Source organism: Nocardioides sp. 616 (assembly GCF_002930065.1).
Lineage (GTDB): Bacteria > Actinomycetota > Actinomycetes > Propionibacteriales > Nocardioidaceae > Nocardioides > Nocardioides houyundeii.
The window spans coordinates 251083-278020 of record NZ_POAG01000010.1; the positions used below are offsets into that span (position 1 = coordinate 251083).

Here is a 26938-nt window from a genome sequence, read left to right on the forward strand (position 1 = left end):
GATGGGCTCGGTCGACCACCCCTTCAACCCCGTCTCCCTGGCGCTGGGCGCCGAAGCCACCTTCGTGGCCCGCACCATCGACTCGGACCGCAAGCACCTCACCTCCGTGCTCGCCGCCGCCGCCGCCCACCGCGGCACCTCCCTGGTCGAGATCTACCAGAACTGCCCCATCTTCAACGACGGCGCCTTCGACGCCATCAAGAACCCCGACACCAAGCAAGACGCCATCATCCCCCTGGTCCACGGCCAGCAGATCCGCTTCGGCCCCCACGACGACAACGGCCTCGGCACCAAGGTGCTGATCCGCGACGAGCTCACCGGGGGTGTCCGGGCGGCGCTGGCCAGCGAGGTCCCCGACGAGGCGGTGCTGGTGCACGACGCCCACAGCCCGGACCCCACGATGGCATTCGCCATCTCCCGGCTCACCGACTCCGGCTACCTCAACCAGTCGCCCATCGGCATCTTCCGCGCCGTGGAACGGCCGACGTACGACGACCAGGCGCGAGCCCAGCTCACCACTGCCCGCGGCGCCACGTCCGACGAGCTGGACCCGTCGGACCGTCTCGCCGCCCTCATCGGTGGCGGCGACACCTGGACCGTGGTCTGAGGGCCGCTCCCCGAGACGGCGAAGGGGCCCCACCGCTGCTGCGGTGGGGCCCCTTTCTCGTGCCCCTGGTCAGGGGCAGCGCGGGCTCACTTGAAGAACGTGGCGATCTTGCGGCTGTAGGAGCGCGCGTAGCCGCCCTGGGCGTTGACCCGGGTGCGCCAGAGCCACTTGCCCTTGTTGGGGGTGAAGATCTTGGTGCGGAACTTGCCCGCGTCGTTGGTCTTCAGCTTCTTGACGGTCTTCCACTTGCACTTGCCACAGCTCTTCTTCTCCAGCAGCACCTTGCCGTTGGGCAGGGCCTCGACGGTGCCCTTGTAGCGGAACGAGCGGTAGTCCAGCTTCTTCTCGGCGTTGACCTCGACGATCCGCTTGGGGTTGTCGGTGTTCCGGGCGTGGGCCGTGGCCGGGCCCAGCAGGGAGGTGCCGAGCAGGACGGCGACGATCAGGGCGGTCAAGGCGCGGAAGGCCCGCATGGTTCCCCCAGGTGATGTGTACGTGTGGTGACGGCGGACCCAGCTGCTGTCCTGCCCGAGCGTCGTCAGTGTAGGCGACGTACCAGCTCCGTTCGGGCGAACCTAGGCTGACCCGCGTGACTGAGTCCCGCCGCGGCCTGATGTACGGGATCGCCGCCTACGTGATCTGGGGCGCCTTCCCCCTGTACTGGCCTCTCCTGGAGCCCGCGGGCGCGCTGGAGATCCTCGCGCACCGCATCCTGTGGTCCGCGGTCGTGATGGCCGTGGTGGTGCTGGCACTGGGCCGACGACGCCAGGTCCGGGCCCTGGTGGCCGACCGGCGCCGCCTGGCCCTGCTGACGCTGGCGGCGTTCGTGATCACGTTCAACTGGGGCGGCTACATCTGGGCGGTCAACCACGGCCGGGTGGTGGAGGCGTCCCTGGGCTACTTCATCAACCCCCTGGTGACGGTGCTGATGGGGGTGCTCATCCTGGGCGAGCGACTGCGGCGCACCCAGTGGCTGGCGATGGCGGTGGCCAGCGCGGCCGTGGTGGTGCTGACCCTCGACTACGGCCGGCTGCCGTGGATCGCGCTGCTCCTGGCCTTCAGCTTCGGCACCTACGGACTGGCCAAGAAGACCGCGGACGCCGGGGCGCTGGAGTCCCTGGCCGTGGAGACGGCGATCCTGGCCCCGCTGGCGGTCGGGTACGTCGGCTGGCTGGTGCTGACCGGTGCCTCGCAGTTCGGGGCTCAGGGGCCCTGGCACGCGCTGCTCTTCACCAGCACCGGGGTGGTGACCGCGATCCCCCTGGTGCTCTTCGGGGCCGCCGCCACCCGGGTCCCGATGGTGGGGCTGGGCCTCCTGCAGTACCTGGCCCCGATTCTGCAGTTCGCCATCGGTGTGCTGTGGTTCCACGAGGAGATGCCCCCGGGCAGGTGGCTCGGGTTCGGCCTGGTCTGGGTGGCGCTGGTGGTCTTCACCGTCGACCTGGTCGCCCACCGCCGGAGGCAGCTCGCGCTGGTCGCCGGGACCGGACTGGCCTGAGTCAGGCCGAGCGGACCGCCACCACGTCGGCGAACGCCTCGAGGGCGGCGCGCACGGGGCCCTCGGGCAGCACGCCCAGCATGGCCTTGGCGTCGGCCGCCTGCCCCTTGACGTAGTCGCGGGCCTGCTCCATCGCCGGGTGCTTGCGCAGCAGCCCGAGGGTCTCCGCGTGCAGGGCGTCGTCGCTCAGGTCACTGGACAACAGCTCGATCAGCCGGGCGTCGGCGGGGTCGGTGGAGGCCTGCGCCATCAGCACCGGCAGGGTCGGCACACCCTCGCGCAGGTCCGTGCCGGGCGTCTTGCCCGACTCCGCGGAGTCGGAGGCCACGTCCAGGATGTCGTCGGAGAGCTGGAACGCCGACCCCACGAGCTCGCCGTACGCGGTGAGGGCGGAGACGACCTCGTCCGAGGCGCCGCCGAACATGGCGCCGTACCGGGCGGAGGTGGCGATCAGCGAGCCGGTCTTGCCCGCCACGACCTGCAGGTAGTGCTCGAGCGGGTCCTGCCCCGGAGCCGGCTTGATCGTCTCCAGCATCTGCCCCTCGACGAGCTGGGTGAAGGTCTGGGCCTGGATGCGGACCGCGTCGGCGCCGAGGTCGGCGGTCAGCAGCGACGACTTGGAGAACAGGAAGTCCCCGGTCAGGATCGCGACGTGGTTGTCCCACCGGGCGTTGGCCGAGTCCGCACCGCGGCGCAGCGCGGCCTCGTCCATCACGTCGTCGTGGTACAGCGAGGCCAGGTGGGTCAGCTCCACCACGCAGGCCGCCGTGACGACCTTGTCGTCGGCGGCGTCGGGCCCGGTCTCGGCCGCCAGCAGCACCAGCAGCGGACGGAACCGCTTGCCGCCGGCCGCCATCAGGTGCCCGGCAGCCTCGGTGATGAAGTCCGCGCTGCCCCGCACGTGGTACGCGAGGGCGTTCTCGACGTCGTCGAGCCGTTGCCTCAGTCTCTCGGCCAGGGCCTCGTCGACGACTGGGAGAGCCAGTCCGGAGGTTGCATCAGTGGTCACCTGATGAATTCTCCCGCACTCCCCACAAGGTCGAGCAGGGGGCCCGGCACGACGCCCAGCACGAGCGTCGCGGCCGCGCCGACGGCGATCGCAGCCGCGGTCAGCACCGACGGCGTGGTGACCGACGGACCCTCGGCCAGCGGGGTGCGGAAGTACATCAGCACGATCACCCGCACGTAGAGGTACGCCGCCACCGCGCTGGTCAGCACCGCCGCGATCACCACCGGCCAGGCGCCGGCGGCCAGTGCCACGGAGAAGACCGCCCACTTGCCGATGAAGCCCGAGGTCAGCGGGATGCCCGCCATCGCCAGCAGGAAGAAGGCGAAGACGGCCGCCACGAACGGCGCCTCCTTGGCCAGGCCGGTCCACCGGACCAGCTGCGTCGTCTCGCCACCGGAGTCGCGGACCAGGCTGACCACGGCGAACGCACCGAGGGTCATCAGGCCGTAGGTCGCCAGGTAGAACAGGACGGCCTGCAGCGAGGTGATCTCGCCGGTCGCGAGGTCGCCGGTGCTCTGCACCCCGAGGACCCCGGTGAGGATGAACCCGGTGTGCGCCACCGAGGAGTAGGCCAGCAGCCGCTTGACGTCGCTCTGGGTGAGCGCCATCAGGGTGCCCACCACCATGGTGAGGATGGCGATGACCCACAGCATCGGCTGCCAGGACCACCGGTCGGCACCCAGCGCCACGTAGAACAGGCGCAGGATCGCACCGAAGGCCGAGACCTTGGTGGCGGCGGCCATGAAGGCGGTCAGCGGCGTGGGCGAGCCCTGGTAGACGTCGGGCGTCCAGGCCTGGAACGGGGCGGCACCGACCTTGAAGAGCAGCCCGACCGCGAGCAGGCCGATCCCGATGAGCAGCAGCGCCTGGTTGCCCGTGTCGTTGCTGACGGCCTCGTTGATCCGGCTGAACTGCATCGAGCCGGCGTACCCGTAGAGCAGCGCGGCGCCGTAGAGGAAGAACGCCGAGGAGAAGGCACCGAGGAGGAAGTACTTCAGGGCCGCCTCCTGGCTCAGCAACCGGCGGCGGCGCGCCAGCCCGGTGAGCAGGTAGAGCGGGAGCGAGAGGATCTCCAGCGCCACGAACATGGTGAGCAGGTCGTTGGCGGCCGGGAACAGCATCATGCCGAACACCGCGAAGCCGAGCAGCGGGTAGATCTCGGTGTGCTCCAGGCCCTTGGTGGAGGCCTGGCGCTCGGCGTCGGTGCCGGGCATCGCCGCGGCCTGACCGGCGAACGCCGAGACCCCGCCGTCCAGCCGGCGCTCGGCGAAGAGCATCGCGCCCAGCACGGCCAGCACCAGGATCAGGCCCCACAGGAACAGGGTGGGCCCGTCGATGGCGATGGTGTCCATGGCTGCCAGCACGCCGTACGCCGCGCCGTCACCGTGGGCGAGCCCCTCCTCCGCGGCGTCGTCGGCGCCGTACTGGATGGCGTTGAGCACCACCAGCACCAGGGCGACGACCAGCCCGGTGAGGGTCAGGGCGGTCTGCACCAGGAAGCGGCGCCCCCGGGGCAGGAAGGCCTCCACCACCACGCCGAGGCACGCCAGGGCGAAGACGATCAGCAGCGGAGCCAGCTGGAAGTACTCCAGGTCGGGCTTGACGAACACGTTCTCGGTCACTGGTCGGCTCCCTCGTGGTTACCAGCGTCGTGGTTGTCCGCGACGGCCGGAGGGTCATCGGTCACCCCGACGTGCGTCAGGGTCTCCTCGACGTTGGGGTTGATCACGTCGAGCACCGGCATCGGGGCGAACCCCAGCACCACCAGGGCCAGCAGCAGAGGTGCGAGCACGCCGACCTCACGGACGTTGAGGTCGGTGAAGTGCGCGACCTCGGGGCGGACCGGCCCGGACATGGTGCGCTGGTAGGTCCACAGGATGTAGATGGCGGCGAGCACGATCGCGGTGACCGCGATCGCACCGGCCCACCAGGCGTAGCCGAAGGCCGCGATGATGACGAGCATCTCGGAGACGAACGGCGCCAGCCCCGGCAGGCCGAGGGCGGCCAGGCCGGCGATCAGGAAGGTGCCGGCCAGCACCGGGGCCACCTTCTCCACCCCGCCCATCTGGCTGATCAGCGAGGAGCCTCGACGGCGGATCAGGAACCCGGCGACCAGGAACAGCGCCGCCGTGGCGATGCCGTGGTTGACCATGTAGAGGATCGCGCCCGCGCCGCCGGTGCTGGAGAAGACGAAGATGCCCAGCACGATGAAGCCGAAGTGGGACAGCGAGGTCAGACCGATCATCCGCAGGATGTCGTCCTGGCCGATCGCCACCAGGGCGCCGTAGACGATGGAGACCAGCGCCAGCACCACGACCACCGGGGTGGCCCACTGCGACGCCTCGGGCAGCAGCCCCAGGCAGAAGCGCAGCATCCCGAAGGTGCCGATCTTGTCCAGCACGCAGACCAGCAGCACCGAGGTGCCGGTGGTGGCCTTCTCCGTGGTGTCGGCCAGCCAGGTGTGCACCGGGAACATCGGCGCCTTGATCGCGAAGGCGATGAAGAAGCCGGCGAAGAGCCAGCGCTGCGTGGTCGCGTCGATGTCCAGGGCGGCCAGGTCGCCGATCAGGTACGACGGCGAGCCGGCGTCGGCGGAGACGACGTACAGGCCGATCACCGAGGCGAGCATGATCAGCCCGCCCGCGAGCTGGTAGATCAGGAACTTGGTCGCGGCCCGGCCGCGGCCCTCACGACCGAAGCCGCCGACCAGGAAGTACGCCGGGATCAGCGTCGCCTCGAAGACCACGTAGAACAGGAAGACGTCGGTCGCGGTGAAGACCGCGAGCGAGAGGCCCTCCAGCGCCAGCGTCCAGGCGAAGAAGGCACGGGTCGAGCCCTCGTCGGAGTCGGTCCAGGAGGCGACCATCACGATCGGGACCAGCACCGCGGTGAGCAGCACCATCAGCAGGCCGAGACCGTCGACACCCAGGGCGTAGTGGGCGCCGAAGGCGGCGATCCACTCGTGCTCCTCGGTGAACTGGAAGCCACCGTCGAGGGAGAAGCCGGCGGCGACGCCGACGGCGACCGCCAGGGTCAGCACCGAGAACCCGATGCCGACCTGCTTGGCCAGGGGCTCACCGGGCCCGCTGGGCAGGAACGCGGTGACGCACGCCCCGACCAGTGGGATCAGGATGAGGATCGTCAACCAGGGAAGTTCGCTCATGCGAGGTTCACCGCCAGCAGGGCCAGGACGACGAGCAGCACGCCGCCGACAACGGAAAGAGCGTAGGAGCGGACGAACCCGTTCTGGATCCTGCGCAACGCCAGGGAGATGCCGCCGGTGGCGGCCGCGCCACCCTCGACGACCCCGTCGACGCCGAGGCGGTCCACGGTCGCGAGACCGCTGACGAGCCGCGAGCCGGGAGTCACCACGAGGGTGTCGTTGATGGTGTCCCCGTAGAGGTCGGCGCGAGCCGCACGGGTGGCGAGGGAGACGTCCTGCGGGGCGACCCGGGGGATCTCGCGCCGGCCCACCAGGAACCAGGCCGCAGCGACGCCGAGGGCGACCACCGCGACCACGATCAGCGTGATCACCAGGGCCGGCAGGGGCGGGTCGTGGTGCGCGGCGGTGCCGGTCACCGGAGCCAGCCAGTCCACGATCCAGTCCCCGAGCAGCATCACACCGCCGAGCACCGAGAGCGCAGCCAGCACGACCAGCGGCACGGTCATCACCTTGGGCGACTCGTGCGGGTGCACCCCGTCGGCCCAGCGCTTCTCGCCCATGAAGGTCATCAGCATCAGGCGGGTCATGTAGAACCCGGTGATGCCGGCGCCCAGCAGGGCGCACAGCCCGACCAGCAGGTTGTCGGCCAGCGCGGTCTCGATGATCTTGTCCTTGGACCAGAACCCGGAGAAGCCCGGGAAGCCGATGATCGCCAGGTAGCCCATCGCGAACGTCAGGAAGGTGACCGGCATCATCGTGCGCAGCCCGCCGTAGTGACGCATGTTCACGTCGTCGTCCATCCCGTGCATCACCGACCCGGCGCCAAGGAACATGTTGGCCTTGAAGAAGCCGTGCGTGAGCAGGTGGAAGATCGCGAACGCGTAGCCGGCGGTGCCGAGCCCGGCGGCCAGCATCATGTAGCCGATCTGGCTCATCGTGGAGCCGGCGAGCGCCTTCTTGATGTCGTCCTTGGCGCAGCCGAGCACCGCACCCCACAGCAGCGTCACCGTGGCCACGATCACCGTCGCCGTCTGAGCGGCCGGGGCCAGCTCGAAGATGAAGTTGGAGCGGACCACCAGGTAGACGCCCGCGGTGACCATGGTGGCGGCGTGGATCAGCGCGGAGACCGGGGTCGGACCCTCCATCGCGTCCAGCAGCCAGGACTGGAGCGGGACCTGGGCGGACTTGCCGCAGGCACCCAGCAGCAGCAGCAGGCCGATCGCGTTCAGGGTGCCCTGCCCGGCCTCGGAGGAGGCGGCGCTGACCACGGAGTAGTCGGTGCTGCCGAAGGTCGCGAACATCAGGGCGATGGCGAGCGAGAGCCCGATGTCACCGACCCGGTTGATCACGAAGGCCTTCTTGGCCGCGGCGGCCGCCGAGGGCTTGTGCTGCCAGAAGCCGATCAGCAGGTAGGACGCCAGGCCGACGCCCTCCCAACCGAGGAAGAGGCCCAGGAAGTTGGCGCTGAGGATCAGCATCAGCATCGCGGCGACGAAGAGGTTGAGGTACCCGAAGAACCGGCGGCGCCGGACGTCGTGCTCCATGTAGCCGATCGAGTAGACGTGGATCAGCGTGCCCACACCCGTGATCAGCAGCAGGAAGAGCGCCGAGAGCGGGTCGTAGAGCAGGTCCATGCCGACGTCGAGGCCGCCGGCGGAGAACCAGGTGTAGAGCTCCTGGCCGACCTGGCGCTCGCTCTCCTCACGCCCGAGCAGGCTGAGGAAGAGCACCAGGCTGAGCACGAAGGAGCCCGCCACGGTCGCGGTGCCGAGGTAGTGGCCCCACCGGTCGATGGCGCCCTTGGTGAGGGCCCCACCCAGCAGCAGCACCAGGGCGCCGGCCAAGGGAAGGGCGATGACCAGCCAGAGCAGCGAGAAGACGCCGTCGGCTGCACCGGGGTCGACCACCGGGATGGAGGTGGCCCCGGACAGGGGAATAAGAGCTAGTGGCATGTGTCAGACCCCGTCAGTACTTCAGCAGGCTTGCGTCGTCGACCGAGGCCGAGCGACGGGTCCGGAAGATGGTCATGATGATGGCCAGCCCGACCACGACCTCGGCCGCGGCCACCACCATCACGAAGAAGGCGGCGATCTGGCCGTCGAGGTTGCCGTGCTGCTTGGCGAAGGTCACCAGTGCCAGGTTGCAGGCGTTGAGCATCAGCTCCACGCACATGAACACCACCAGCGCGTTGCGGCGGATGAGGACACCCACGGCACCGATGGTGAAGATGATCGCCGAGAGGACGATGTAGGGGGTGAGGCTCACTGCTGGTCCTCCTCGGGGTGGGCAGGGGCGCCGGACTTGCCGGAGACCTCAGGGGACTGCCCGGGGTCGGTGCCCAGCTGACGGGTGATGTCCTCGATGTCCTCGGCCAGGGCCGGGGCCGAGCGCACGGTGCCGCGGGCGGCGAGCACCCGCGAGATCGAGGCCTCCGAGGGGGTCCCGTCCGGCAGCAGGGCCGGGGTGTCGACGGCGTTGTGCCGAGCGAAGACGCCCGGGGCCGGCAGCGGGCCGGGGTGCTTGCCCGTCTCGGCGTAGTCCTGCATCCGCTTCGCGGCCAGGTCGGCCTGGCGCGCCTTGGGGGCAGAGCGCTCCCGGTGAGCCAGCACCATCGCCCCCACGGCGGCGGTGATCAGCAGTGCGCTGGTCGCCTCGAACGCGAAGACGTAGTTGCTGAACAGGATGTTGGCCAGGCCCTGGATGTTGCCGCCGGCGTTCGCCTCCTCGAGGCCGACCGCGGTCCCGAGCGAGATCTGCCCCAGCCCGATCACCAGGACGGCGGCGAGCAGCAGCCCGGCGACGGCGGCCGCGACGCGCTGTCCCCGGATGGTCTCCACGACCGAGTCCGAGGAGTCCACGCCCACCAGCATGACCACGAAGAGGAACAGCATCAGGATCGCGCCGGTGTAGACGATGATCTGCACCGCGAACAGGAACGGCGCCTCGAGGACCGCGTAGAGGATCGCCAGGCTGATCATCACCACGGCCAGCAGCATCGCGGCGTGCACGGCCTTGCGGACGAAGAGGATGCCCAGGGCGGCCAGCACCATGACCGGCGCCAGGATCCAGAACGCCGTCATCGGTCGACCCCCTCGGGAGCCGGGGCGGAGAAGTGGCCTCGGTAGTAGTCACCCTCGTCGCGGCCGGGCAGCATCTCGTGCGGCGGCTGCTCCATGCCGGGCAGCAGCGGGGCCAGCAGGTCGCTCTTCTCGTAGATCAGCGACTCCCGCGTGGTGTCGGCAAGCTCGTACTCGTTCGTCATGGTCAGCGCCCGCGTCGGGCACGCCTCGACGCACAGCCCGCACAGGATGCAGCGCAGGTAGTTGATCTGGTAGACGCGGCCGTAGCGCTCACCGGGGCTGAACCGCTCGTCCTCGCTGTTGGAGGCGCCCTCGACGTAGATGGCGTCCGCCGGGCACGCCCAGGCGCACAGCTCGCAGCCGATGCACTTCTCCAGCCCGTCGGGGTAGCGGTTGAGCTGGTGCCGGCCGTGGAAGCGCGGAGCCGTCGGCAGCTTCTCGAAGGGGTACTGCTCGGTGACGACCTTGCGGAACATCGTCCGGAACGTCACCCCGAAACCCGCGACCGGGTCCCAGACGCTCTCCCTCAGGCTCTTGCCGCCCTCGGACGAGGTTGGCTTTCCGGTGGCCATCAGTTCTCCTCACCAGCAACGTGGGTCGTGTCGGTCGAGCTCTCGGTGGAACCGCTGACGGTGCCAGCACGGGAGCCCGCGAAGCTCAGCGGGGCGGCGGCACCGCGCACGGCCCCGCCGACGGGCATCGGGGGCACCGGGAAGCCGCCGGCGAACGCGTCGACCGGTGCGGGCTCGACCTCGTCCTCCTCGGTGGCGTCCCCGGAGTCCTCGAACAGGAACATCGCGCCGAGCAGCACCACCAGCGCCCCGAGAGCGACCAGGATGTGCCAGGTCTCGATGTCGTCGGCGAGCACCCGCATCGACGCCACGGCGACGATCCACACCAGCGAGAACGGGATCAGGTACTTCCACCCGAACGCCATGAACTGGTCGTAGCGCAGGCGGGGCAGCGTGCCGCGCAGCCAGATGAACAGGAAGATGAACAGCAGCATCTTGCCGAAGAACCAGAGCACCGGCCAGTAGCCGTGGTTGGCGCCCTCCCAGACGTGCTCCAGGCCCCAGGGTGCGGCCCAGCCACCGAGGAAGAGCGTCGTCGCCAGGGCGGAGACGGTGGCCATGTTGATGTACTCGGCGAGGAAGAACATCGCGAACTTCATCGCGGAGTACTCCGTGTGGAACCCGCCGACCAGCTCGCCCTCGGCCTCGGGGAGGTCGAACGGCGCCCGGTTGGTCTCCCCGATCATCGCGATCACGTAGATCACGAACGACGGCGCCAGGATCACGGCGTACCAGGACGGGACCGGGATGACGTCGAGCCAGTACTCCTGCTCAACCGGGTTCTGCGCCGCGACGATGCCGGAGGTGGACATGGTGCCCGAGTAGAGGAAGACCGAGACCAGGGCCAGGCCCATGGCGACCTCGTAGGAGATCATCTGCGCGCTCGAGCGCAGCCCGCCCAGCAGCGAGTACGTCGATCCCGAGGACCAGCCGCCCAGCACGATTCCGTAGATGCCGATCGAGGCGATGGCCATCACGAACAGCACCGCCACCGGCATGTCGGTGAGCTGGAGTGGGGTGTGGGTGTCGGTGAACGGCACCTTGACCACCGGTCCGAAGGGGATCACCGCGAACGTCACGAACGCCGCGGTGGCGGCGATGACGGGGGCGATCACGAACACGACCTTGTCGGCCGCCTTCGGGATGATGTCCTCCTTGAACATCAGCTTCGCACCGTCCGCCAACGACTGCAGCAGCCCGAAGGGACCGTTGACGTTGGGTCCGATGCGGTGCTGCATCCGGGCGACCACGCGGCGCTCGAACCAGATCAGGAACAGCGTGAGCAGCACCAGGACCAGGAAGAGCACCACGGTCTTGCCGATGATCAGCCAGATGGAGTCCTGGCCGAAGGCCGACAGGTCCTCGACCTGCCGCAGGATGACGAGCGGGTTCACTGGGTGGCTCCCTTCACCAGGACCGTGCTGCCGGGGGATGCGAGGTCGGCGAGCACGCCGCGGCCGAAGGACCGCGCGGGCAGCCAGACGACCTGCTCGGGCAGGTCAGCGGGGACGACGGGCAGCGTGACGCTCCCCCGGTCGCCGGTCACCGTGACCTGGACCTCGGCGTGGCCCTCGACCTCGGGGTCGAGAAGTCCGAAGATCCGCTCGAAGTCCGGGCGGGACAGGCGGGCGACGGGGCGTCGCCCGGTGGCGCGGTAGTGCAGCTCGCCGTCCTGCATGGAGCCCAGGTCGACCAGCTGCTTCCAGGTGGCCAGGCGCATCGCGTCCGGCTCGGCCGGGGCTGACGACGCCGGCGTGCCGGGCTCGAGCACGGGGCGGGCACCGTCCCAGGGGCCCAGCGCCGACATCTCCTGGCGGACCTCGGTGACCGTGCGGAACCCCAGCGGGGCGCCCAGCTCCTCGGCGATCCCGGCCAGGACCCGGAGGTCGGGCAGGGAGGCGGGGTTGGCCAGGACCGTCTCGAAGGAGCGGGTGCGCCCGTCCCAGGTGACGAAGGTGCCGGCCTTGTCGGTGACCGGGGCCACCGGCAGGACCACGTCGGCGGCGCGGGTCACGTCGGTCTCGCGCAGCTCCAGGGAGACCACGAAGGACGCGGCAGCGAGCGCCTGGCGGAAGAGCGCCGGGTCGCTGGTGTCGTCGGGGTCGACCCCACCGACCAGCAGTCCGCCGACCGCGCCGGAGGCGACGGCGGAGACGATGGCGTCACCGTCGCGGCCGGGCGTCTCCGGCAGCGCCGGGACCCCCCACGCGGTCGCGGTGTCGACCCGGGCCTGCGCCTCGGCGACGGGACGGCCGCCGGGCAGCAGGTTGGGCAGGCAGCCGGCCTCGACCGCACCGCGGTCACCGGCGCGACGCGGCACCCAGGCGAGCCGGGCGCCGGTGGTGCCGGACAGCGTGGCCGCCGCGGTCAGGGCACCGGGGCTGGTGGCCAGCCGCTCCCCCACCAGGATGATGCCGCCGCCGTCGAGGGCGACCTCGCCGTCTCCGGCGAGCTCGGCGATCGCGTCGGCCTCGTCGCCGGGTGCGGTGGCGACCAGGCGGCCCTGCAGCTTCTCCAGGCCACGGGAGGCGAACGGGGCGATCGAGACCACCCTCGTCCCGTGCTGGGTGACGGCCTTGCGCAGCCGCAGGAAGAGCGTGCCTGCCTCGTCCTCGGGCTCGAAGCCCACCAGTACCACGACCGAGGCGCGCTCCAGGTCGGCGTACGTGACACCGGCCGGGGACTCGTGGTGGCCCAGCACCACGTGGGAGGCCAGGAAGGAGGCCTCCTCCGCGGAGTGCGGACGGGCCCGGAAGTCGATGTCGTTGGTGCCCAGGGCGACCCGGGCGAACTTGGCGTAGGCGTAGGCGTCCTCGGCGGTCACTCGGCCGCCGGTCAGCACCGCGGAGGAGCCGGCGGCGGCCAGCCCTCGGGCGGCGACGGCGAAGGCCTCGGTCCAGGAGGCGGGCCGGAGCTCGCCGGTCCCCCCGCCCTCGACCCGGTCGCGCACCTGCGGGTAGGTGATCCGGTCGTCCTGCCGGGAGTAGTGGAACGCGAAGCGGTCCTTGTCGGTGATCCACTCCTCGTTGACCTGGGCGTCGTTGCCCGAGAGGCGGCGCATCACCTTGCCGCGACGGTGGTCCACCCGGATCGCGGCACCACAGGCGTCGTGCTCGGCGATCGAGGGCGTGGAGACCAGGTCGAAGGGCCGCGACCGGAAGCGGTAGTCAGCGCTGGTCAGGGCACCGACGGGGCAGATCTGGATGGTGTTGCCGGAGAAGTAGCTCTCGAACGGCTCGCGCTCGTAGATCCCGACCTGCTGGAGCGCGCCGCGCTCGATCAGGGCGATGAACGGGTCGCCGGCGATCTCCTGGGAGAACCGGGTGCAGCGGGCGCACAGCACGCACCGCTCCCGGTCCAGGAGCACCTGGGCGGAGATGTTGATCGGCTTGGGGAAGGTGCGCTTGATCCCGCCCTGCGCCGAGAAGCGGGACTCGCCACGGCCGTTGGACATGGCCTGGTTCTGCAGGGGGCACTCGCCGCCCTTGTCGCAGACCGGGCAGTCCAGCGGGTGGTTGATCAGCAGCATCTCCATCACGCCCTGCTGCGCCTTGTCGACGGCCGGCGAGGTCAGCTGTGTCTTGACCTCCATGCCCTCGGTGGCGACCAGGGTGCAGGAGGCCTGCGGCTTCATCCGTCCCGGAGGGCCCTGCATCTGGCGCAGGGAGCCGTCGGGCCCGGGCATGGCGACCTCGACCAGGCACTGCCGGCAGGCGCCGGCGGGCGCGAGCAGCGGGTGGTCGCAGAAGCGTGGGATCTGGATCCCGATCTGCTCCGCGGCACGGATCACCAGGGTGCCCTTGGGCACGCTGGTGGAGATGCCGTCGATGGTCAGGTTGACCAGGTCGGGCTTGGCGACCTGGTCGGTCCTGCCCTGGTCGGTCCTGGCGTTCGAGACCTGGGTCATGCGCGCGCTCCTGCGGTTGCGAAGAGGGTCGAGGCCGCGGGGTCGAACGGGCAGCCGCCGGTGGTGAGGTGGGCGACGTACTCGTCCCGGAAGTACTTGATGGAGGACTCGATGGGGCCCACCGCGCCGTCAGCCAGGGCGCAGAACGAGCGGCCCAGGATGTTGTCGCACTGGTCGAGCAGCTGGTCGAGGTCGGCCTCGGTGCCCTGGCCCTTCTCCAGCCGGGCCAGCACCTGCACCAGCCACCACGTGCCCTCGCGGCACGGGGTGCACTTGCCGCAGGACTCGTGCTTGTAGAACTCGGTCCAGCGCAGGGTCGCGCGGACCACGCAGGTGGTCTCGTCGAAGAGCTGCAGCGCCCGGGTGCCGAGCATGGAGCCCGCCGCGCCGACGCCCTCGAAGTCCAGCGGGACGTCGAGGTGCTCGTCGGTGAGCAGCCCCGTGGAGGAGCCGCCCGGGGTCCAGAACTTGAGGCGGTTGCCGTGCCGCATGCCGCCGGCCAGGTCCACCAGCTCGCGCAGCGTGATGCCCAGCGGAGCTTCGTACTGGCCGGGGGAGTTGACGTGGCCCGAGAGGCTGAAGATGCCGAAGCCCTTGGAGCGCTCGGTGCCCATGGAGGAGAACCACTCGGGTCCACGGTCGATGATGCTGGGGACCGAGGCGATGGACTCCACGTTGTTGATCACCGTCGGGCTGGCGTAGAGCCCGGCCACAGCGGGGAACGGCGGACGCAGCCGAGGCTGTCCGCGCCGGCCCTCGAGGGAGTCCAGCAGGGCCGTCTCCTCGCCGCAGATGTAGGCGCCGGCTCCGGCGTGCACCACCAGGTCGAGGTCGTAGCCGGTGCCGTGGATGTTCTTGCCCAGGTGTCCGGCCAGGTAGGCCTCCTGGACCGCGCGCTGGAGGCGGCGGATCACGTGCAGCACCTCGCCGCGCACGTAGATGAACGCGGTGTTGGCGCGGATCGCGTACGAGGAGATGATCACGCCCTCGACCAGCGTGTGCGGGCTGGCCATCATCAGCGGGATGTCCTTGCAGGTGCCCGGCTCCGACTCGTCGGCGTTGACCACGAGGTACTTCGGCTTCGGGTTGTCCTGCGGGATGAAGCCCCACTTCATGCCGGTGGGGAAGCCGGCGCCGCCGCGGCCGCGCAGCCCGGAGTCCTTGACCGCGGTGATCACGTCGTCCTGGGACATGCCCAGGGCCTTGTGCAGTGCGGCGTACCCGCCCTGGGCCTCGTAGGCCTCCAGGGTCCAGGACCGCTCGTCGCCCCAGTTGTCGGTGAGCACGGGGGTCAGCATGTCGGTCACTTCGGGGTCCCCTGATCTCCGGCGCCGAGCGCCGGTCCTGACGGTGCTGCGGGGGCGGTCCAGCCGCGCTCGCGGGCGATCTCACGGCCCACCAGCGACGCGGGACCGGCGGACGGGCCCTGGTCGGCCAGGCCGTCGTTGAACCCGGCCAGGACCCGCTCGGCCTCGCGCCAGGTGCAGAGCTTGGGGCCTCGGGTGGAGTGCACCTCGCGCCCGGCCCGCAGGTCGTCGACCAGCTGCGTCGCCGACTCGGGGGTCTGGTTGTCCATGAACTCCCAGTTCACGGTCATCACCGGTGCGTAGTCGCAGGCCGCGTTGCACTCGATGTGCTCCAGCGTCACCGTCGCCTCGTCGCCCTCGCGACGCGGCGCGGTCTCGTCGTTGCCCACGTCGAGGTGCTCCTTGAGCCGCTCGAGGATGAGGTCGCCCCCCATCACCGCGCAGAGCGTGTTGGTGCACACCCCGACGTGGTAGTCGCCCACCGGGCGGCGCTTGTACATGGTGTAGAAGGTGGCGACCCCGCTGACCTCCGCGGCGGTGATGCCCAGCACCTCGGCGCAGGCCTCGATGCCCGCAGGCGTCACCCGCCCCTGGGCCGACTGCACCAGGTGCAGCATCGGGAGCAGACCCGAGCGCGGCTGCGGGTAGCGGGCGGCGATCTCTCGCAGCTCCGCCATCGTCGCGGCGTCCAGGGTGTCCAGCTCGCTCATCGGTCCACGCCTCCCATCACGGGGTCGATCGAGGCGATGGCCACGATCACGTCGGCGACCATGCCGCCCTCGCTCATCACACTGGTGGCTTGCAGGTTGGTGAACGACGGGTCCCGGAAGTGCGCCCGGAACGGCTTCGTGCCGCCGTCGGAGACCACGTGCGCCCCCAGCTCGCCGCGGGGCGACTCGATGGGCACGTAGGCCTGGCCGGCCGGCACCCGGAAGCCCTCGGTGACGAGCTTGAAGTGGTGGATCAGAGCCTCCATCGACTCGTCCATGATGTGCCGGATGTGGTCCAGGCTGTTGCCCATCCCGTCGCTGCCCACCGCGAGCTGGCTGGGCCAGGCGATCTTCTTGTCGGCCACCATCACCGGGGCGCCGTCGAGCCGGGTGAGTCGGTCCGCGCACTGCTCGACGATCTTGAGCGACTCGTACATCTCGTTGAGCCGGACCCGGAAGCGCCCGTAGGCGTCCGCGGTGTCCCAGGTCTGGACGTCGAAGTCGTAGGTCTCGTAGCCGCAGTACGGCTGGGTCTTGCGCAGGTCCCAGGCATAGCCGGTGGCGCGCAGCGGCGGACCGGTCAGGCCCAGGGCCAGGCAGCCGGCCAGGTCGAGGTGGCCGATGCCCTCGAGCCGACCCTTGAAGATCGGGTTGGCGTTGCACAGGGCGGCGTACTCCGGGAGGCGCTTCTTCATCAGGGCCACGAAGGCCCGGATGTCGTCCAGCGCGCCGGCCGGAAGGTCCTGGGCCACGCCACCGGGACGGATGAACGCATGGTTCATCCGCAGGCCGGTGATGGTCTCGAACAGGTCGAGCACGAGCTCGCGCTCGCGGAAGCCCATGGTCATCACGGTCAGGGCACCGAGCTCCATGCCGCCGGTCGCGATGGCGACCAGGTGGGAGGAGATGCGGTTGAGCTCCATCAGCAGGACGCGCATCACCGAGGCCTTCTCGGGGATCTGGTCCTCGATGTCGAGGAGGCGCTCCACCCCCAGCACGTAGGTGGCCTCGTTGTAGAACGGGGAGAGGTAGTCCATCCGGGTGCAGAAGGTCACGCCCTGCACCCAGCTGCGGTACTCCATGTTCTTCTCGATGCCGGTGTGCAGGTAGCCGATCCCGCAGCGGGCCTCGGTGACCGTCTCGCCCTCGAGCTCCAGGATCAGCCGGAGCACGCCGTGGGTCGAGGGGTGCTGCGGTCCCATGTTGACGACCACGCGCTCCTCGACGCCCTCGCTGAGGCCCTCGGTGATGGAGTCCCAGTCCTGCCCGGTGACGGTGAACACGCGTCCCTGGCTGGTCTCGGAGCCGGAGGCGTAGAAGTCCTCGTCCGAGCCCGGGGTGTTTGAGGTAGTCGATGCCATTAGTTGTACGACCTCCGCTGGTCCGGCGGCGGGATGCTGCCGCCCTTGTATTCCACGGGGATGCCGCCCAAGGGGTAGTCCTTGCGCTGCGGGTGGCCCGGCCAGTCGTCGGGCATCAGGATCCTGGTGAGCGCCGGGTGGCCCTCGAAGAGGATCCCGAACATGTCGTAGGTCTCGCGCTCGTGCCAGTCGGCCGTCGGGTAGACCGAGACCACCGAGGGCAGCCGTGGGTCGCTGTCGGGGACCGCGACCTCCAGCCGGATCCGGCGGTTGTGGGTCATGGAGAGCAGGTGGTGGACCACGTGCAGCTCGCGCCCGGTGTCCCCGGGGTAGTGCACCCCCGAGACGGAGGCGCAGAACTCGAACCGGAGCTGCTCGTCGTCGCGCAGCATCTGGGCCACGAACAGCAGGTCGGTGGCCCGGACGTGGAAGGTGATCTCGTTGCGGTGCACGACCACGGCCTGGATGGCGTCCTCGAGGTCGGTGGCCCGCAGCCGCGCCTGCAGCGCGTCGGCCACCTCGTCGAACCACCCGCCGTACGGGCGCTGGGTGGCGCCGGGGAAGACCACCGGGGTCACCAGCCCGCCGAAGCCGCTGGTGTCGCCGGACCCGGCGGCGCCGAACATGCCGCGCCGGGCGCCGACCGCACGGTCCACGACGGCGTCGGGGGCGATCAGCTCGCCGCCCTCGCCGGGCGCGCGGACCCGGTCCTCGCGCGCCTCGGTCTCCGGGGTGTCCCGGGTGACGCGCACGTTCTCGGAGGCGCCGAACTCCTTCTTGGGGTCGGCTCCCTCGTCACGGCGATCGGTCGGACTCATCGCAGCAGGCCCTTCATGTGCGAGGTGGGCAGGGCACGCAGCGCGAGGTTCTCCTGCTCCTCGATCTCCGCGATCCGGTTGGCGCCCATCTTGGTCGCCTGCACCTTGTCGTGGAGCTTGAGGATCGCGTCCATCAGCATCTCCGGCCGCGGCGGGCAGCCGGGCAGGTACATGTCGACCGGCACCACGTGGTCGACGCCCTGGACGATCGCGTAGTTGTTGAACATCCCGCCGGAGCTGGCGCAGACGCCCATCGCCAGCACCCACTTGGGCTCGGGCATCTGGTCGTAGATCTGGCGCAGCACCGGAGCCATCTTCTGGCTCACCCGGCCCGCGACGATCATCAGGTCGGCCTGTCGGGGGCTGGCCCGGAAGACCTCCATGCCGAACCGGCCGAGGTCGTACTTCGGTCCGCCGCTGGTCATCATCTCGATGGCGCAGCACGCGAGGCCGAAGGTGGCCGGCCAGAAGGACGCCTTGCGCATGTAGCCCGCAACGCCCTCGACCGTGGTCAGCAGCACTCCGCTGGGGAGCTTGTCCTCAACACCCATTTGTCTAGTCCCAGTCCAATCCGCCACGCCGCCAGACGTAGGCGTAGGCAACGAACACGGTCGCGATGAACAGCACCATCTCGACCAGCCCGAAGACCTCCATGGCGTCGAAGTGGACGGCCCAGGGGTACAGGAAGATGATCTCGATGTCGAAGACGATGAAGAGCATGGCGGTGATGTAGTACTTCACCGGGAAGCGTCCTCCACCGACCGGCTGCGGAGTGGGCTCGATGCCGCACTCGTAGGAGTCGACCTTGGCCCGGTTGTAGCGCTTCGGGCCCAGGACCGCGCTGGTGGCCACCGAGACGACGGCGAATCCGGCCGCGAGGATCGCCAGCACCAGCACCGGTGTGTAGAGCTCCATCAAGTTCCCCTTCCTAGCCGTCACCCACTCGTGCCGACCGGTCGACATGTGACCTTGTGAAAATCTTCACGAGTGGTGCGGCCCACAGTCTAGGCATGAAGTCCGACACAGTCACCAACCGGGGCTCCACCCCGGCGAAACGCTCCTGACCTGCTGATTTAGCGGCTCTCAGCGTTGCGATATTCGCTCGCGGCGAGGGCTACGCCGAAGCGCGGTGCAGCGCCACGATCCCGCCGCTGAGGTTGCGCCACTGCGACTCCTGCCAGCCCGCCTGCGCGACCAGGTCCGCGAGCCCGGCCTGGTCCGGCCAGGCGCGGATCGACTCGGCCAGGTAGACGTAGGCGTCGGGGCTGGAGGAGACGGCCCGGCTGATCGCGGGCAGCGCCTTCATCAGGTACTCCAGGTAGACCGTGCGGAACGGCTTCCAGGTCGGGTGGCTGAACTCGCACACCACCAGGGTGCCGCCCGGGCGGGTGACCCGGCGCATCTCGGCGAGGCCCGCGAGGGGGTCGACGATGTTGCGCAGGCCGAAGGAGATGGTGACCGCGTCGAAGGTGTCGTCCGCGAAGGGCAGCCGGGTGCCGTCACCAGCGGTGAACGGCAGGTGCGGCCGCGCCTTCTTGCCGACCTGGAGCATGCCCAGGGAGAAGTCGCACGGCACCACCGTCGCGCCCGCCTCGTGGAACGGGACGCTGGAGGTGCCGGTCCCGGCCGCGAGGTCGAGGACCAGGTCGCCGGGCGAGGGTGCGAGGGCGTCAAAGACCTCCTGGCGCCAGCGCCGGTCCTGTCCCAGGGAGAGGACGTCGTTGGTGACGTCGTAGCGACGCGCCACCGCGTCGAACATCCGTCGTACGTCGGTCGGCTGCTTGTCGAGTTCTGCACGGGCCACGGGCTGAGCCTACGGTGACGTGGCGCACGCACCTGCACGGGTTCGCCGCTGCGCACCCGACCGGCGTCGCGCCAGTGCCCCGGTCCCGGGCGGCGCGGGCTGACCCGCCGGTAGTCTTGGAGGTGTGAGCAACCGCGCGGCCGTCCCTGTCTCCGGTGACCCGCTGGTCGTACGGACCGTCGCGGTCGACCCCGCCGAGGTCGCCGACGACCTGCTGGGCGGCGTGCCCGACGACCGTCCCGTCACCTGGCTCCGCAAGGGAGACGGGCTCGTCGGCTGGGGCGTCGCCGCCGAGGTCCGCACCAGCGGCGCCACCCGGTTCAGCGACGCCGACAAGTGGTGGACCGAGCAGACCGTGCGGGCCACCGTGCACGACGAGGTCGGCGAGCCCGGCACCGGTCTGGTCGCCTTCGGCTCGTTCGCCTTCTCCGACGAGCCCGGGGACTCGGTGCTGGTGGTGCCCCGGGTGATCATCGGCCGGCGCGGCCCGACGACGTGGCGCACCACGATCAGCCCGGCCTCGGACCTCGCGAGCGAAACTGACGGTGCTGCGGTGTTGCCACGCGGCGGCAGTGCCGGTCTCACCGGGTCCCCGGTGAGACCGCCCGCCGCACCCGACGAGGTGCACTTCGCCGACGGCGCCCTCAACGGCGACCAGTGGATGTCCGTGGTGGCCGACGCGGTGGCGCGGATCAGCCGGGGGGACCTGGACAAGGTGGTGCTGGCGCGGGACCTGCTGGCCACCACCACCAGCGAGCTCGACGTGCGCTGGCCGCTGTCCCGGCTCGTGGCGCAGTACCCCATGTGCTGGAGCTTCCACGTCGACGGCATGTTCGGGGCCACTCCGGAGATGCTGGTGCGCCGCGAGCGGGGCCTGGTCACCTCCCGGGTGCTGGCCGGCACCATCCGCCGGACCGGCGACGACGAGCGCGACCTGGCGCTGGCCGCGACGCTGGCGCGCAGCTCCAAGGACCTGGAGGAGCACGAGTACGCCGTCCGCTCGGTCGCCGACGCCCTCGAGCCGCACTGCTCCTCGATGAACGTGCCCGACGCGCCCTTCGTGCTGCACCTGCCCAACGTCATGCACCTGGCCACCGACGTGAACGGCGTGGTGCACGACGCGGAGACGGTCTCCTCGCTGCAGCTGGCCGCCGCCCTGCACCCCTCCGCGGCGGTGGGCGGCACCCCCACGCCCGTGGCGACCGCGCTGATCGACCAGATCGAGGGCATGGACCGCGGCAGGTACGCCGGACCGGTGGGCTGGATCGACGCTCGCGGGGACGGCGAGTGGGGCATCGCGCTGCGCTCGGCCTCGGTCGAGGAGAGCGGCCCGGACGGCAGCACCGTGCGGCTGTTCGCCGGCTGCGGGATCGTGGCCGACTCGGTCCCCGAGGCCGAGCTCGCGGAGTCACAGGCCAAGTTCGTCCCGGTGCGGGACGCGTTGGCCCGGTCCTGACCAGCGGCCCGGCGAGCCTCAGTCCAGGTCCTCCCCGGCACCCAGCCGGGTCCAGCCGAGCCCGCGGGGCCCGTTGAGCCGCTGCATGTGGCCGTCGACGATGCCCAGACCGGCCTCGGAGTAGATGGCGTCGTGGATCGCCAGGTTGCGCGGGGCCCCCACCGCCCGGACGAAGTCGATGGCCTCCCCCACCTTCAGCCACGGCGCCGAGGCGGGCGCGCACAGCAGGTCGACCTCGACGCCGGGCGGGGTGAGGGCGTCCCCGGGGTGGTACAGCGTGGTCGCTCCGTCGTCGAGCAGGTAGCCGCTGTTGTCGAAGGTCGGCAGGTCCTGGTGGATCACCGCGTGCCGCTCCCCCACCACCGTGACCCGCAGCCCGAGGTCGAGCTCCTCGCCGGGGACGACCACCCGCAGCCGGTCGGCCAGCTCCGGCGCGTCGGCCCGGATCCGCTCGGCGACCGCGGGGATGGTGACGATCTGCGCGGCGCAGGCTCGCAGGTGGTCGGGGTGGTAGTGGTCGAGGTGCTCGTGGGTGATCAGCACGACGTCGGCGCCGGAGACCGCCTCGACGCCGGTGAAGGAGCCCGGGTCCACGACCAGGGTGCTCCCCTGGTGCTGGACCCGGACACAGGCATGCCCGAACTTGGTGACCCGCATGGGACCACCCTAGAACGCGCGGTCCCGGAGAGGAGTCCGCCTTTCCGCGCCTCAGCGGCTACCGTGGCCCCGGTCGTCGCCGTACTTGGGGGGGCGGCCCTGACCACTCCACCAACGCCCGAACAGGATTCTGCATGTCTGGACGCCGTTTGATCGCCATGAGCGCCGCAGCCCTGCTGCTGCCGGCCTCGGCCCTCATCATGACCACCCAGGCCAGCTCCGCCACGGAGCTCGCCGCAACCGACAACGTGGCCGCCGCCACCCCCGCCCTGGCCCGCAAGGCCAAGACGCGCATCAGCATCGAGGTGCTGCCGCAGGTCGCACAGTTCGGCAAGCGCGTCGCCAGCCCCGACTCCGCCAAGACCCCGGTCTCGGTGCAGGTCAAGCCCCGCAAGGTCACCAAGGTGACGCTGCAGGTCAAGTCCGGCTCCTCGTGGAAGAAGGCCGGCAAGGGCAAGACCGACAAGAAGGGCAAGCTGACCTTCCTGGCTGGCGCCACCCGGGGCGGCAAGCCCGCCGAGTACCGCGTCAAGGCAGGCAACGGGACCTCCAAGTCGGCCAGCACGGCGGCGTGGCTGAGCCCGTCGTTCTCCGACGGCTTCGACGGCTTCACCCTCGGTGAGTCGTGGAGCCACCGCATCCCGGACTACAACGCCGAGGGCAACCGGCTCTGCTCGCGTGGCGGCCCGGAGGCCGTGGACGTCTCGCGCGGCACCGTCCGACTGAGCGTCATCAAGGACCCCGCGCGCACGGACAAGTGCGTCGCCAAGCGCGGCGGCAAGGTGTCGGGCAAGTTCGACTACCGCCTCAACGGACACATCTCCACCGAGGGCACGTACAGCTTCAAGTACGGCATCACCGCGGCGCGGATCAAGTTCCCCAAGGCCCGCGGCCAGCACGGGTCGTTCTGGCTCCAGCCGCAGGTCCACGTCCCCGGGTCCACCGACCCGAAGGAGAGCGGCGCGGAGATCGACGTCATCGAGTACTTCGGCAAGGGCTCCGGCCCCAAGGACTCCATGGGCCTGACCAGCTTCACCTACCACTGGGCCAAGGGCGGCCAGCGCGCGAAGACCGGCAACTGGCTCAAGGGCACCAAGCAGTACCTGGCCAAGAAGAACGACGACTGGTTCAAGAACTACCACGTGTTCTCGGTCGAGTGGACGCCCAAGTCCTACATCTTCCGCATCGACGGCGTGGAGACCTGGCGCAGCAACAAGGGCGTCTCCGGACAGCCGCAGTACCCGATCCTGTCGCTGCTGAGCTCGGACTACGAGCTCAGCCAGCTGGGCGGCGAGAAGAAGCTGCCCCAGCACATGTACGTCGACTGGGTCCGGGTGTGGGAGCAGAAGTGACCCACCCCCGCTGACCCTGTCGGGTCAGCAGCCGCATCCGACGCGTCGCACCCCCTGGGGTGCGGCGCGTCGTTGCGCTCAGGCCGGTCGCAGCGCCCGGATCCGGGCGTCCAGGTCACGCCGGTCGTCGCGCCGGATCACCACCTCGACCACCTCGATCCCCCCGGCCGGCTGGGCCAGGGCGTGCTCCAGCTCGGGCAGCGAGGAGACCGCCCAGTGCGGGGTGCGGGTGGCGGCGCACAGGGCGGCCAGGTCCACCCCGTGCGGGGTCGCGAAGAGCCGGTCGAAGCGGTCGGCGTACTCGGGGGCGCCCTGCTCCAGCACCGCGAAGATCGATCCCCCGTCGTCGTTGACCACCACCACCGTGAGGTCGGGACGGGCCTCGGCCGGCCCCAGGACCAGGCCTCCGGCCTCGTGCAGGAAGGTCACGTCGCCCATCAGGGCCAGGTTGCGGGAGCCGTGGGCGCGCCCCAGCGCGGCGCCGATGGCGCTGCTCACCACGCCGTCGATGCCGGCCAGGCCGCGGTTGGCGATCACCTTGCGGCGGTCGCCGACCCGGTACCGGGGCACCATCAGGTCCAGGTCGCGGATCGGGTTGGAGGCGCCGACGAAGAGCAGCCCGTCGGCCGGCAGCGCCCGGGCGACCGCGCCCGCCGCCTCGTACGGCGTCAGGCCGGCCTCCGCGGCGAGCAGCTGGTCGAGCTGACGAGCCACGTCGGCGTCCGCGGCGTGCCACCGCGCCAGCCAGGACTCGTCCAGCGGCCCCGCGCCCACCTGCGCCGAGGGGACGGTGCGGTCGACCGGGAAGGGACGTGCGAAGCCGCTGGCGCCCCCGTCGAGGTCCCAGACCTCGACGTCGTCGCGCGCCAGCAGCCGGCTGACCGGACGGGAGAGCGTCGGGTGGCCGCTGACCACGACCCGCTCGATGCGCTCGCCGAGGTCGGTGCCCAGCAGTAGGCGGTAGCAGCGCAGCGCGTTGGCGCCGGTGCGGGAGCCCGAGGTGGGCTCGGCCAGCAGCGGCCAGCCGCCGGCCTCGGCCAGCACCCGGGCCGGCGGGCCCGCGTCGTCCCCGGCCACCACCACGGTCCGGGGTCCGCGCGGGATCGTCACCGAGGAGCCGGAGCGGCGCCGGGCCGGGTCCGGAACCCGGTGCGGGACGTCAGTGATCTCCGGGGTCCACCGGTCCGTCGGAGTGAGGGGGTCGTCGAGCTGCACGTTGAGGTGCACCGGTCCCGGCGCCCAGGGCGCGCCCGGATCCAGCGCCTCGGCCACCGCCACCTCAGCCCCGGCACCGGCGGCGAGGTCGACGACGTGGGCGCCGGGGAGCAGACCGACCTGCTCGGTGGTCTGGTTGGCGCTGGTGCCGCGCAGCCTCGCGGGACGGTCCGCCGCCACCACGACCAGCCGGACGCCGGCATGCCGGGCCTCCAGGACCGCCGGGCCGAGGTTGGCCACCGCCGTGCCGGAGGTGCAGACCACCGCGGCGGGCCGTCTGGAGGACTTGGCCATCCCCAGGGCGAGGAAACCGGCGGTGCGCTCGTCCAGGCGGGTGTGCAGCCGCAGCACCCCGGCCCGGTCGGCGTCGTACAGGGCGAAGGAGAGCGGGGCGTTGCGTGAGCCCGGGGAGAGGACGACCTCGCGCACCCCGGCGGCGACCAGCGCGGTCACCACCTGCCGGGCGAGGTGGGTGGAGTCGGTCACGAGCGCCGATCCTGCCCCACGACGGATCCCGGTCCCCCACCCAGGGCGAGCACCTGGGCCAGCCGCTGCTGCCAGTGCGCGACCCGGTCCGGCGCCGCCGCGAGCCGGGCCAGCGCGGCCTCGCTGACCTCGGGCGTGCGCACCGGCAGGTGGCCGGCGACGGGCAGCAGCGACTCGGTCACGACGTCGTCGGTCAGCAGCTGCACGGTGGCCAGGCCACAGGCGTGGGACAGCTCGGGCAGCGCGGCCGCCAGGGCCACCCCGGCGGCGATGCCCACGCTGCTCTCCAGTGCCGAGGAGACCACCACCGGCAGCCCGATGTCCTCCGCGATGCGCAGGCAGGCCCGGACCCCGCCGAGCGGCTGCACCTTGAGCACGGCGATGTCGGCCGCCTCCAGGTCGCGCACCCGGTAGGGGTCCTCGGCGCGCCGGATGGACTCGTCGGCCGCGATCGGCACCGAGACCCGGCGGCGTACGGCGGCGAGCTCCTCGACGTCCGCGCAGGGCTGCTCGGCGTACTCCAGGCCGCCGGCGGCACGGTCCAGCAGCGGGATCGCGGTCGCCGCCCGGTCCACGTCCCAGGCGCCGTTGGCGTCGATCCGCACCCTGCCCGCGGGGCCCAGGGCGGCCCGCACCGCCTCGAGCCGGGCCTGGTCCTGGGCCAGCTCCTGCCCGGGCTCGGCGACCTTGACCTTGGCGGTGCTGCAGCCACCGGCCAGCACGATCGCGTGCGCCCGCTCCGGGTCCACCGCGGGGACCGTCACGTTGACCGGGATCCGGGTGCGCACCGGGTCCGGCCAGTCGCCCGCGGCAGCCTCCACGGCCGCGCGCAGCCACGGCTCCGCGACCGCGGCGGGGTACTCCAGGAACGGGCTCCACTCGCCCCAGCCGCGGGGACCGCGCACCAGCGCCCCCTCGCGCACGGTGATCCCCCGGAACCGGGTGCGCATCGGGATCGAGAAGACCCGCAGCTCCGGGCTCACGAGGCGTCCTCGACGCTGCGGCGCAGGGCCTGCCGGTCCACCTTGCCGTTGTCGAGCAGCGGCAGCTCCGCGAGCCGCACCACCTGCCGCGGCGCCCAGGACCGCGGGTGCACCGCTGCCACCCACTCGCGCAGCTCGTCGGGGTCGACGGCGCCGCTGACGAAGGCCACCACCCGGGTCCCCCACTCGGGGTCGGGGACCCCGAGCACCTCGGCGGCCTCGACGTCCTGGTGCTCGGTCAGCCGCCGGGCCACCGCCGGCAGCGGCACGTTGACGCCGCCGCTCACCACCACGTCGTCGAGCCGTCCCAGCACCTGCAGCCGGCCGTCCTCGTCGATCCGGCCGGCGTCGGCGGTGAGGTACCAGCCGTCCACGAGGGTCCGGGCCGTCAGCTCCGGGTCCCCCTGGTAGCCGTCGAAGAGCATCGGCCCGGCGATCCGGATGCGCCCCTGGGCGCCGAGCGCGACTGCCACGCCGTCCAGCGGCAGGCCGTCGTACACGCAGCCGCCCGCGGTCTCCGAGGCACCGTAGGTGGCGACCAGGCGAATGCCCTCGTCCTCGGCCCGGCGGCGCAGCGCCGGGTCGATCGGCCCCCCGCCCAGCAGCACCGCACGGAGTCCCCGCAGGGCCGCGACGTCCTCGGGCACACCGAGCATCCGGTGCAGCTGGGTCGGCACCAGCGAGGTGTACGACGTCTCCTCGCCAGCGGCCTGCCAGCCGTCGAGCACCGGCTCGTGGCCGGCCACCAGGGAGCGCACGATCACCTGCACCCCCGCCACGTAGGAGGAGGGCAGCCGCAGCGCCCAGCGACCCTGCCCGGGACCGTCCGCGTCGCCGAGGCGGTGGGCGGTGGCGTGCACGGAGGCCAGCACCGCCTCCCGGCTCAGCAGCACCCGCTTGGGCCGCCCCGTCGAGCCGGAGGTCTCGATGACCAGACGCTCCGGCTCGACGGC

The 26938-nt window shown here is 71.2% G+C and carries 24 protein-coding genes and 1 pseudogene; 4 read left to right on the forward strand and 21 right to left on the reverse strand.

What is annotated here, in order from left to right:
• Positions 1-607: pseudogene (locus C5H89_RS03195) on the forward strand (2-oxoacid:ferredoxin oxidoreductase subunit beta); the annotation flags it as partial.
• A gap of 86 nt (positions 608-693) precedes the next feature.
• On the opposite strand, the gene C5H89_RS03200 reads toward C5H89_RS03195, so the two are convergent.
• Positions 694-1080, reverse strand: coding sequence for a hypothetical protein (locus C5H89_RS03200; protein WP_104105626.1), 387 nt, complete (start codon positions 1078-1080; stop codon positions 694-696).
• A 116-nt stretch (positions 1081-1196) separates the two neighbouring features.
• On the opposite strand from C5H89_RS03200, the gene rarD reads away from it, so the two are divergent.
• On the forward strand, positions 1197-2105 hold the full coding sequence (rarD, locus tag C5H89_RS03205) for an EamA family transporter RarD (RefSeq protein ID WP_205304832.1): 909 nt from the start codon (positions 1197-1199) through the stop codon (positions 2103-2105).
• Between the two features lies 1 nt (position 2106).
• Here rarD and C5H89_RS03210 read toward each other — a convergent pair whose 3' ends face one another.
• The 16 genes from C5H89_RS03210 to C5H89_RS03285 all read right to left on the reverse strand — a co-directional run bounded on the left by C5H89_RS03210 (position 2107) and on the right by C5H89_RS03285 (position 19836).
• A complete protein-coding gene (locus C5H89_RS03210) occupies positions 2107-3114 on the reverse strand; it encodes a polyprenyl synthetase family protein (protein ID WP_104105628.1) in 1008 nt (335 codons plus the stop codon).
• Positions 3111-4736 (reverse strand): NADH-quinone oxidoreductase subunit NuoN, encoded by a 1626-nt coding sequence (gene nuoN / locus C5H89_RS03215; RefSeq protein WP_104105629.1) that lies wholly within the window; start codon positions 4734-4736, stop codon positions 3111-3113. The genes C5H89_RS03210 and nuoN overlap by 4 nt, the downstream gene beginning before the upstream one ends.
• Positions 4733-6277, reverse strand: a complete 1545-nt coding sequence (locus tag C5H89_RS03220; RefSeq protein ID WP_104105630.1) for an NADH-quinone oxidoreductase subunit M — start codon at positions 6275-6277, stop codon at positions 4733-4735. The genes nuoN and C5H89_RS03220 overlap by 4 nt, the downstream gene beginning before the upstream one ends.
• Positions 6274-8229 carry an NADH-quinone oxidoreductase subunit L gene (gene nuoL, locus C5H89_RS03225; RefSeq protein WP_104105631.1) on the reverse strand — a complete coding sequence of 652 codons (1956 nt, stop codon included), beginning with the start codon at positions 8227-8229 and terminating at the stop codon, positions 6274-6276. The genes C5H89_RS03220 and nuoL overlap by 4 nt, the downstream gene beginning before the upstream one ends.
• Positions 8230-8242: 13 nt before the next feature.
• A complete protein-coding gene (gene nuoK / locus C5H89_RS03230; RefSeq protein ID WP_101525469.1) occupies positions 8243-8542 on the reverse strand; it encodes an NADH-quinone oxidoreductase subunit NuoK in 300 nt (99 codons plus the stop codon).
• A complete protein-coding gene (locus C5H89_RS03235; protein WP_104105632.1) occupies positions 8539-9357 on the reverse strand; it encodes an NADH-quinone oxidoreductase subunit J in 819 nt (272 codons plus the stop codon). Before C5H89_RS03235 ends, nuoK begins: the two co-directional genes overlap by 4 nt.
• Positions 9354-9929 carry an NADH-quinone oxidoreductase subunit NuoI gene (gene nuoI, locus C5H89_RS03240; RefSeq protein WP_104105633.1) on the reverse strand — a complete coding sequence of 192 codons (576 nt, stop codon included), beginning with the start codon at positions 9927-9929 and terminating at the stop codon, positions 9354-9356. The genes C5H89_RS03235 and nuoI overlap by 4 nt, the downstream gene beginning before the upstream one ends.
• Positions 9929-11323 carry an NADH-quinone oxidoreductase subunit NuoH gene (gene nuoH / locus C5H89_RS03245; RefSeq protein WP_240181667.1) on the reverse strand — a complete coding sequence of 465 codons (1395 nt, stop codon included), beginning with the start codon at positions 11321-11323 and terminating at the stop codon, positions 9929-9931. Before nuoH ends, nuoI begins: the two co-directional genes overlap by 1 nt.
• A complete protein-coding gene (locus C5H89_RS03250; protein ID WP_104105634.1) occupies positions 11320-13836 on the reverse strand; it encodes an NADH-quinone oxidoreductase subunit G in 2517 nt (838 codons plus the stop codon). Before C5H89_RS03250 ends, nuoH begins: the two co-directional genes overlap by 4 nt.
• Positions 13833-15143 carry an NADH-quinone oxidoreductase subunit NuoF gene (gene nuoF / locus C5H89_RS03255; RefSeq protein ID WP_240181668.1) on the reverse strand — a complete coding sequence of 437 codons (1311 nt, stop codon included), beginning with the start codon at positions 15141-15143 and terminating at the stop codon, positions 13833-13835. Before nuoF ends, C5H89_RS03250 begins: the two co-directional genes overlap by 4 nt.
• Positions 15140-15853, reverse strand: a complete 714-nt coding sequence (gene nuoE, locus C5H89_RS03260; RefSeq protein WP_104105635.1) for an NADH-quinone oxidoreductase subunit NuoE — start codon at positions 15851-15853, stop codon at positions 15140-15142. Before nuoE ends, nuoF begins: the two co-directional genes overlap by 4 nt.
• The gene (locus C5H89_RS03265) at positions 15850-17214 is read right to left on the reverse strand and encodes an NADH-quinone oxidoreductase subunit D (protein ID WP_104105636.1); all 1365 of its coding nucleotides are present in this window, start codon (positions 17212-17214) and stop codon (positions 15850-15852) included. Before C5H89_RS03265 ends, nuoE begins: the two co-directional genes overlap by 4 nt.
• Entirely contained in the window at positions 17214-18032 is an 819-nt protein-coding gene (locus tag C5H89_RS03270; protein WP_104105637.1) for an NADH-quinone oxidoreductase subunit C, read from the reverse strand. Before C5H89_RS03270 ends, C5H89_RS03265 begins: the two co-directional genes overlap by 1 nt.
• Positions 18029-18583, reverse strand: a complete 555-nt coding sequence (locus C5H89_RS03275; RefSeq protein ID WP_104105638.1) for an NADH-quinone oxidoreductase subunit B — start codon at positions 18581-18583, stop codon at positions 18029-18031. Before C5H89_RS03275 ends, C5H89_RS03270 begins: the two co-directional genes overlap by 4 nt.
• Before the next feature lie 4 nt (positions 18584-18587).
• Positions 18588-18947, reverse strand: a complete 360-nt coding sequence (locus C5H89_RS03280; RefSeq protein WP_101525478.1) for an NADH-quinone oxidoreductase subunit A — start codon at positions 18945-18947, stop codon at positions 18588-18590.
• Positions 18948-19146: 199 nt separating this feature from the next.
• Positions 19147-19836 (reverse strand): demethylmenaquinone methyltransferase, encoded by a 690-nt coding sequence (locus C5H89_RS03285; RefSeq protein WP_104105639.1) that lies wholly within the window; start codon positions 19834-19836, stop codon positions 19147-19149.
• A 124-nt stretch (positions 19837-19960) separates the two neighbouring features.
• On the opposite strand from C5H89_RS03285, the gene C5H89_RS03290 reads away from it, so the two are divergent.
• The gene (locus tag C5H89_RS03290) at positions 19961-21292 is read left to right on the forward strand and encodes an isochorismate synthase (protein ID WP_104105640.1); all 1332 of its coding nucleotides are present in this window, start codon (positions 19961-19963) and stop codon (positions 21290-21292) included.
• 18 nt (positions 21293-21310) lie between these two features.
• Here the strand turns inward: C5H89_RS03290 and C5H89_RS03295 are convergent, their stop codons facing one another.
• On the reverse strand, positions 21311-21949 hold the full coding sequence (locus C5H89_RS03295; RefSeq protein WP_104105641.1) for an MBL fold metallo-hydrolase: 639 nt from the start codon (positions 21947-21949) through the stop codon (positions 21311-21313).
• Between the two features lie 134 nt (positions 21950-22083).
• On the opposite strand from C5H89_RS03295, the gene C5H89_RS03300 reads away from it, so the two are divergent.
• The gene (locus tag C5H89_RS03300; RefSeq protein WP_104105642.1) at positions 22084-23301 is read left to right on the forward strand and encodes a glycoside hydrolase family 16 protein; all 1218 of its coding nucleotides are present in this window, start codon (positions 22084-22086) and stop codon (positions 23299-23301) included.
• Positions 23302-23379: 78 nt separating this feature from the next.
• Here the strand turns inward: C5H89_RS03300 and menD are convergent, their stop codons facing one another.
• The 3 genes from menD to C5H89_RS03315 all read right to left on the reverse strand — a co-directional run.
• Positions 23380-25002 (reverse strand): 2-succinyl-5-enolpyruvyl-6-hydroxy-3-cyclohexene-1-carboxylic-acid synthase, encoded by a 1623-nt coding sequence (menD, locus tag C5H89_RS03305; protein WP_104105643.1) that lies wholly within the window; start codon positions 25000-25002, stop codon positions 23380-23382.
• Positions 24999-25985: an o-succinylbenzoate synthase gene (locus C5H89_RS03310; protein ID WP_275887095.1), complete on the reverse strand. Its 987-nt coding sequence runs from the start codon at positions 25983-25985 to the stop codon at positions 24999-25001. The genes menD and C5H89_RS03310 overlap by 4 nt, the downstream gene beginning before the upstream one ends.
• A partial coding sequence (locus C5H89_RS03315; RefSeq protein ID WP_104105644.1) for an AMP-binding protein occupies positions 25982-26938 on the reverse strand: 957 nt, incomplete at its 5' end. The genes C5H89_RS03310 and C5H89_RS03315, both read right to left, overlap by 4 nt.

What these genes read in the sequence shown, in the direction of transcription:
- C5H89_RS03295 (WP_104105641.1), bottom strand. Translation starts at nt 21,949, where the DNA reads ATGCGGGTCACCAAGTTCGGGCATGCCTGTGTCCGGGTCCAGCACCAG.
- C5H89_RS03300 (WP_104105642.1), top strand. Translation starts at nt 22,084, where the DNA reads ATGTCTGGACGCCGTTTGATCGCCATGAGCGCCGCAGCCCTGCTGCTG.
- C5H89_RS03265 (WP_104105636.1), bottom strand. Translation starts at nt 17,214, where the DNA reads ATGGCATCGACTACCTCAAACACCCCGGGCTCGGACGAGGACTTCTAC.
- nuoI (WP_104105633.1), bottom strand. Translation starts at nt 9,929, where the DNA reads ATGGCCACCGGAAAGCCAACCTCGTCCGAGGGCGGCAAGAGCCTGAGG.
- C5H89_RS03275 (WP_104105638.1), bottom strand. Translation starts at nt 18,583, where the DNA reads ATGGGTGTTGAGGACAAGCTCCCCAGCGGAGTGCTGCTGACCACGGTC.
- C5H89_RS03280 (WP_101525478.1), bottom strand. Translation starts at nt 18,947, where the DNA reads ATGGAGCTCTACACACCGGTGCTGGTGCTGGCGATCCTCGCGGCCGGA.
- nuoE (WP_104105635.1), bottom strand. Translation starts at nt 15,853, where the DNA reads ATGAGCGAGCTGGACACCCTGGACGCCGCGACGATGGCGGAGCTGCGA.
- C5H89_RS03220 (WP_104105630.1), bottom strand. Translation starts at nt 6,277, where the DNA reads ATGAGCGAACTTCCCTGGTTGACGATCCTCATCCTGATCCCACTGGTC.
- C5H89_RS03235 (WP_104105632.1), bottom strand. Translation starts at nt 9,357, where the DNA reads ATGACGGCGTTCTGGATCCTGGCGCCGGTCATGGTGCTGGCCGCCCTG.
- nuoL (WP_104105631.1), bottom strand. Translation starts at nt 8,229, where the DNA reads ATGCCACTAGCTCTTATTCCCCTGTCCGGGGCCACCTCCATCCCGGTG.
- C5H89_RS03270 (WP_104105637.1), bottom strand. Translation starts at nt 18,032, where the DNA reads ATGAGTCCGACCGATCGCCGTGACGAGGGAGCCGACCCCAAGAAGGAG.
- C5H89_RS03200 (WP_104105626.1), bottom strand. Translation starts at nt 1,080, where the DNA reads ATGCGGGCCTTCCGCGCCTTGACCGCCCTGATCGTCGCCGTCCTGCTC.
- C5H89_RS03250 (WP_104105634.1), bottom strand. Translation starts at nt 13,836, where the DNA reads ATGACCCAGGTCTCGAACGCCAGGACCGACCAGGGCAGGACCGACCAG.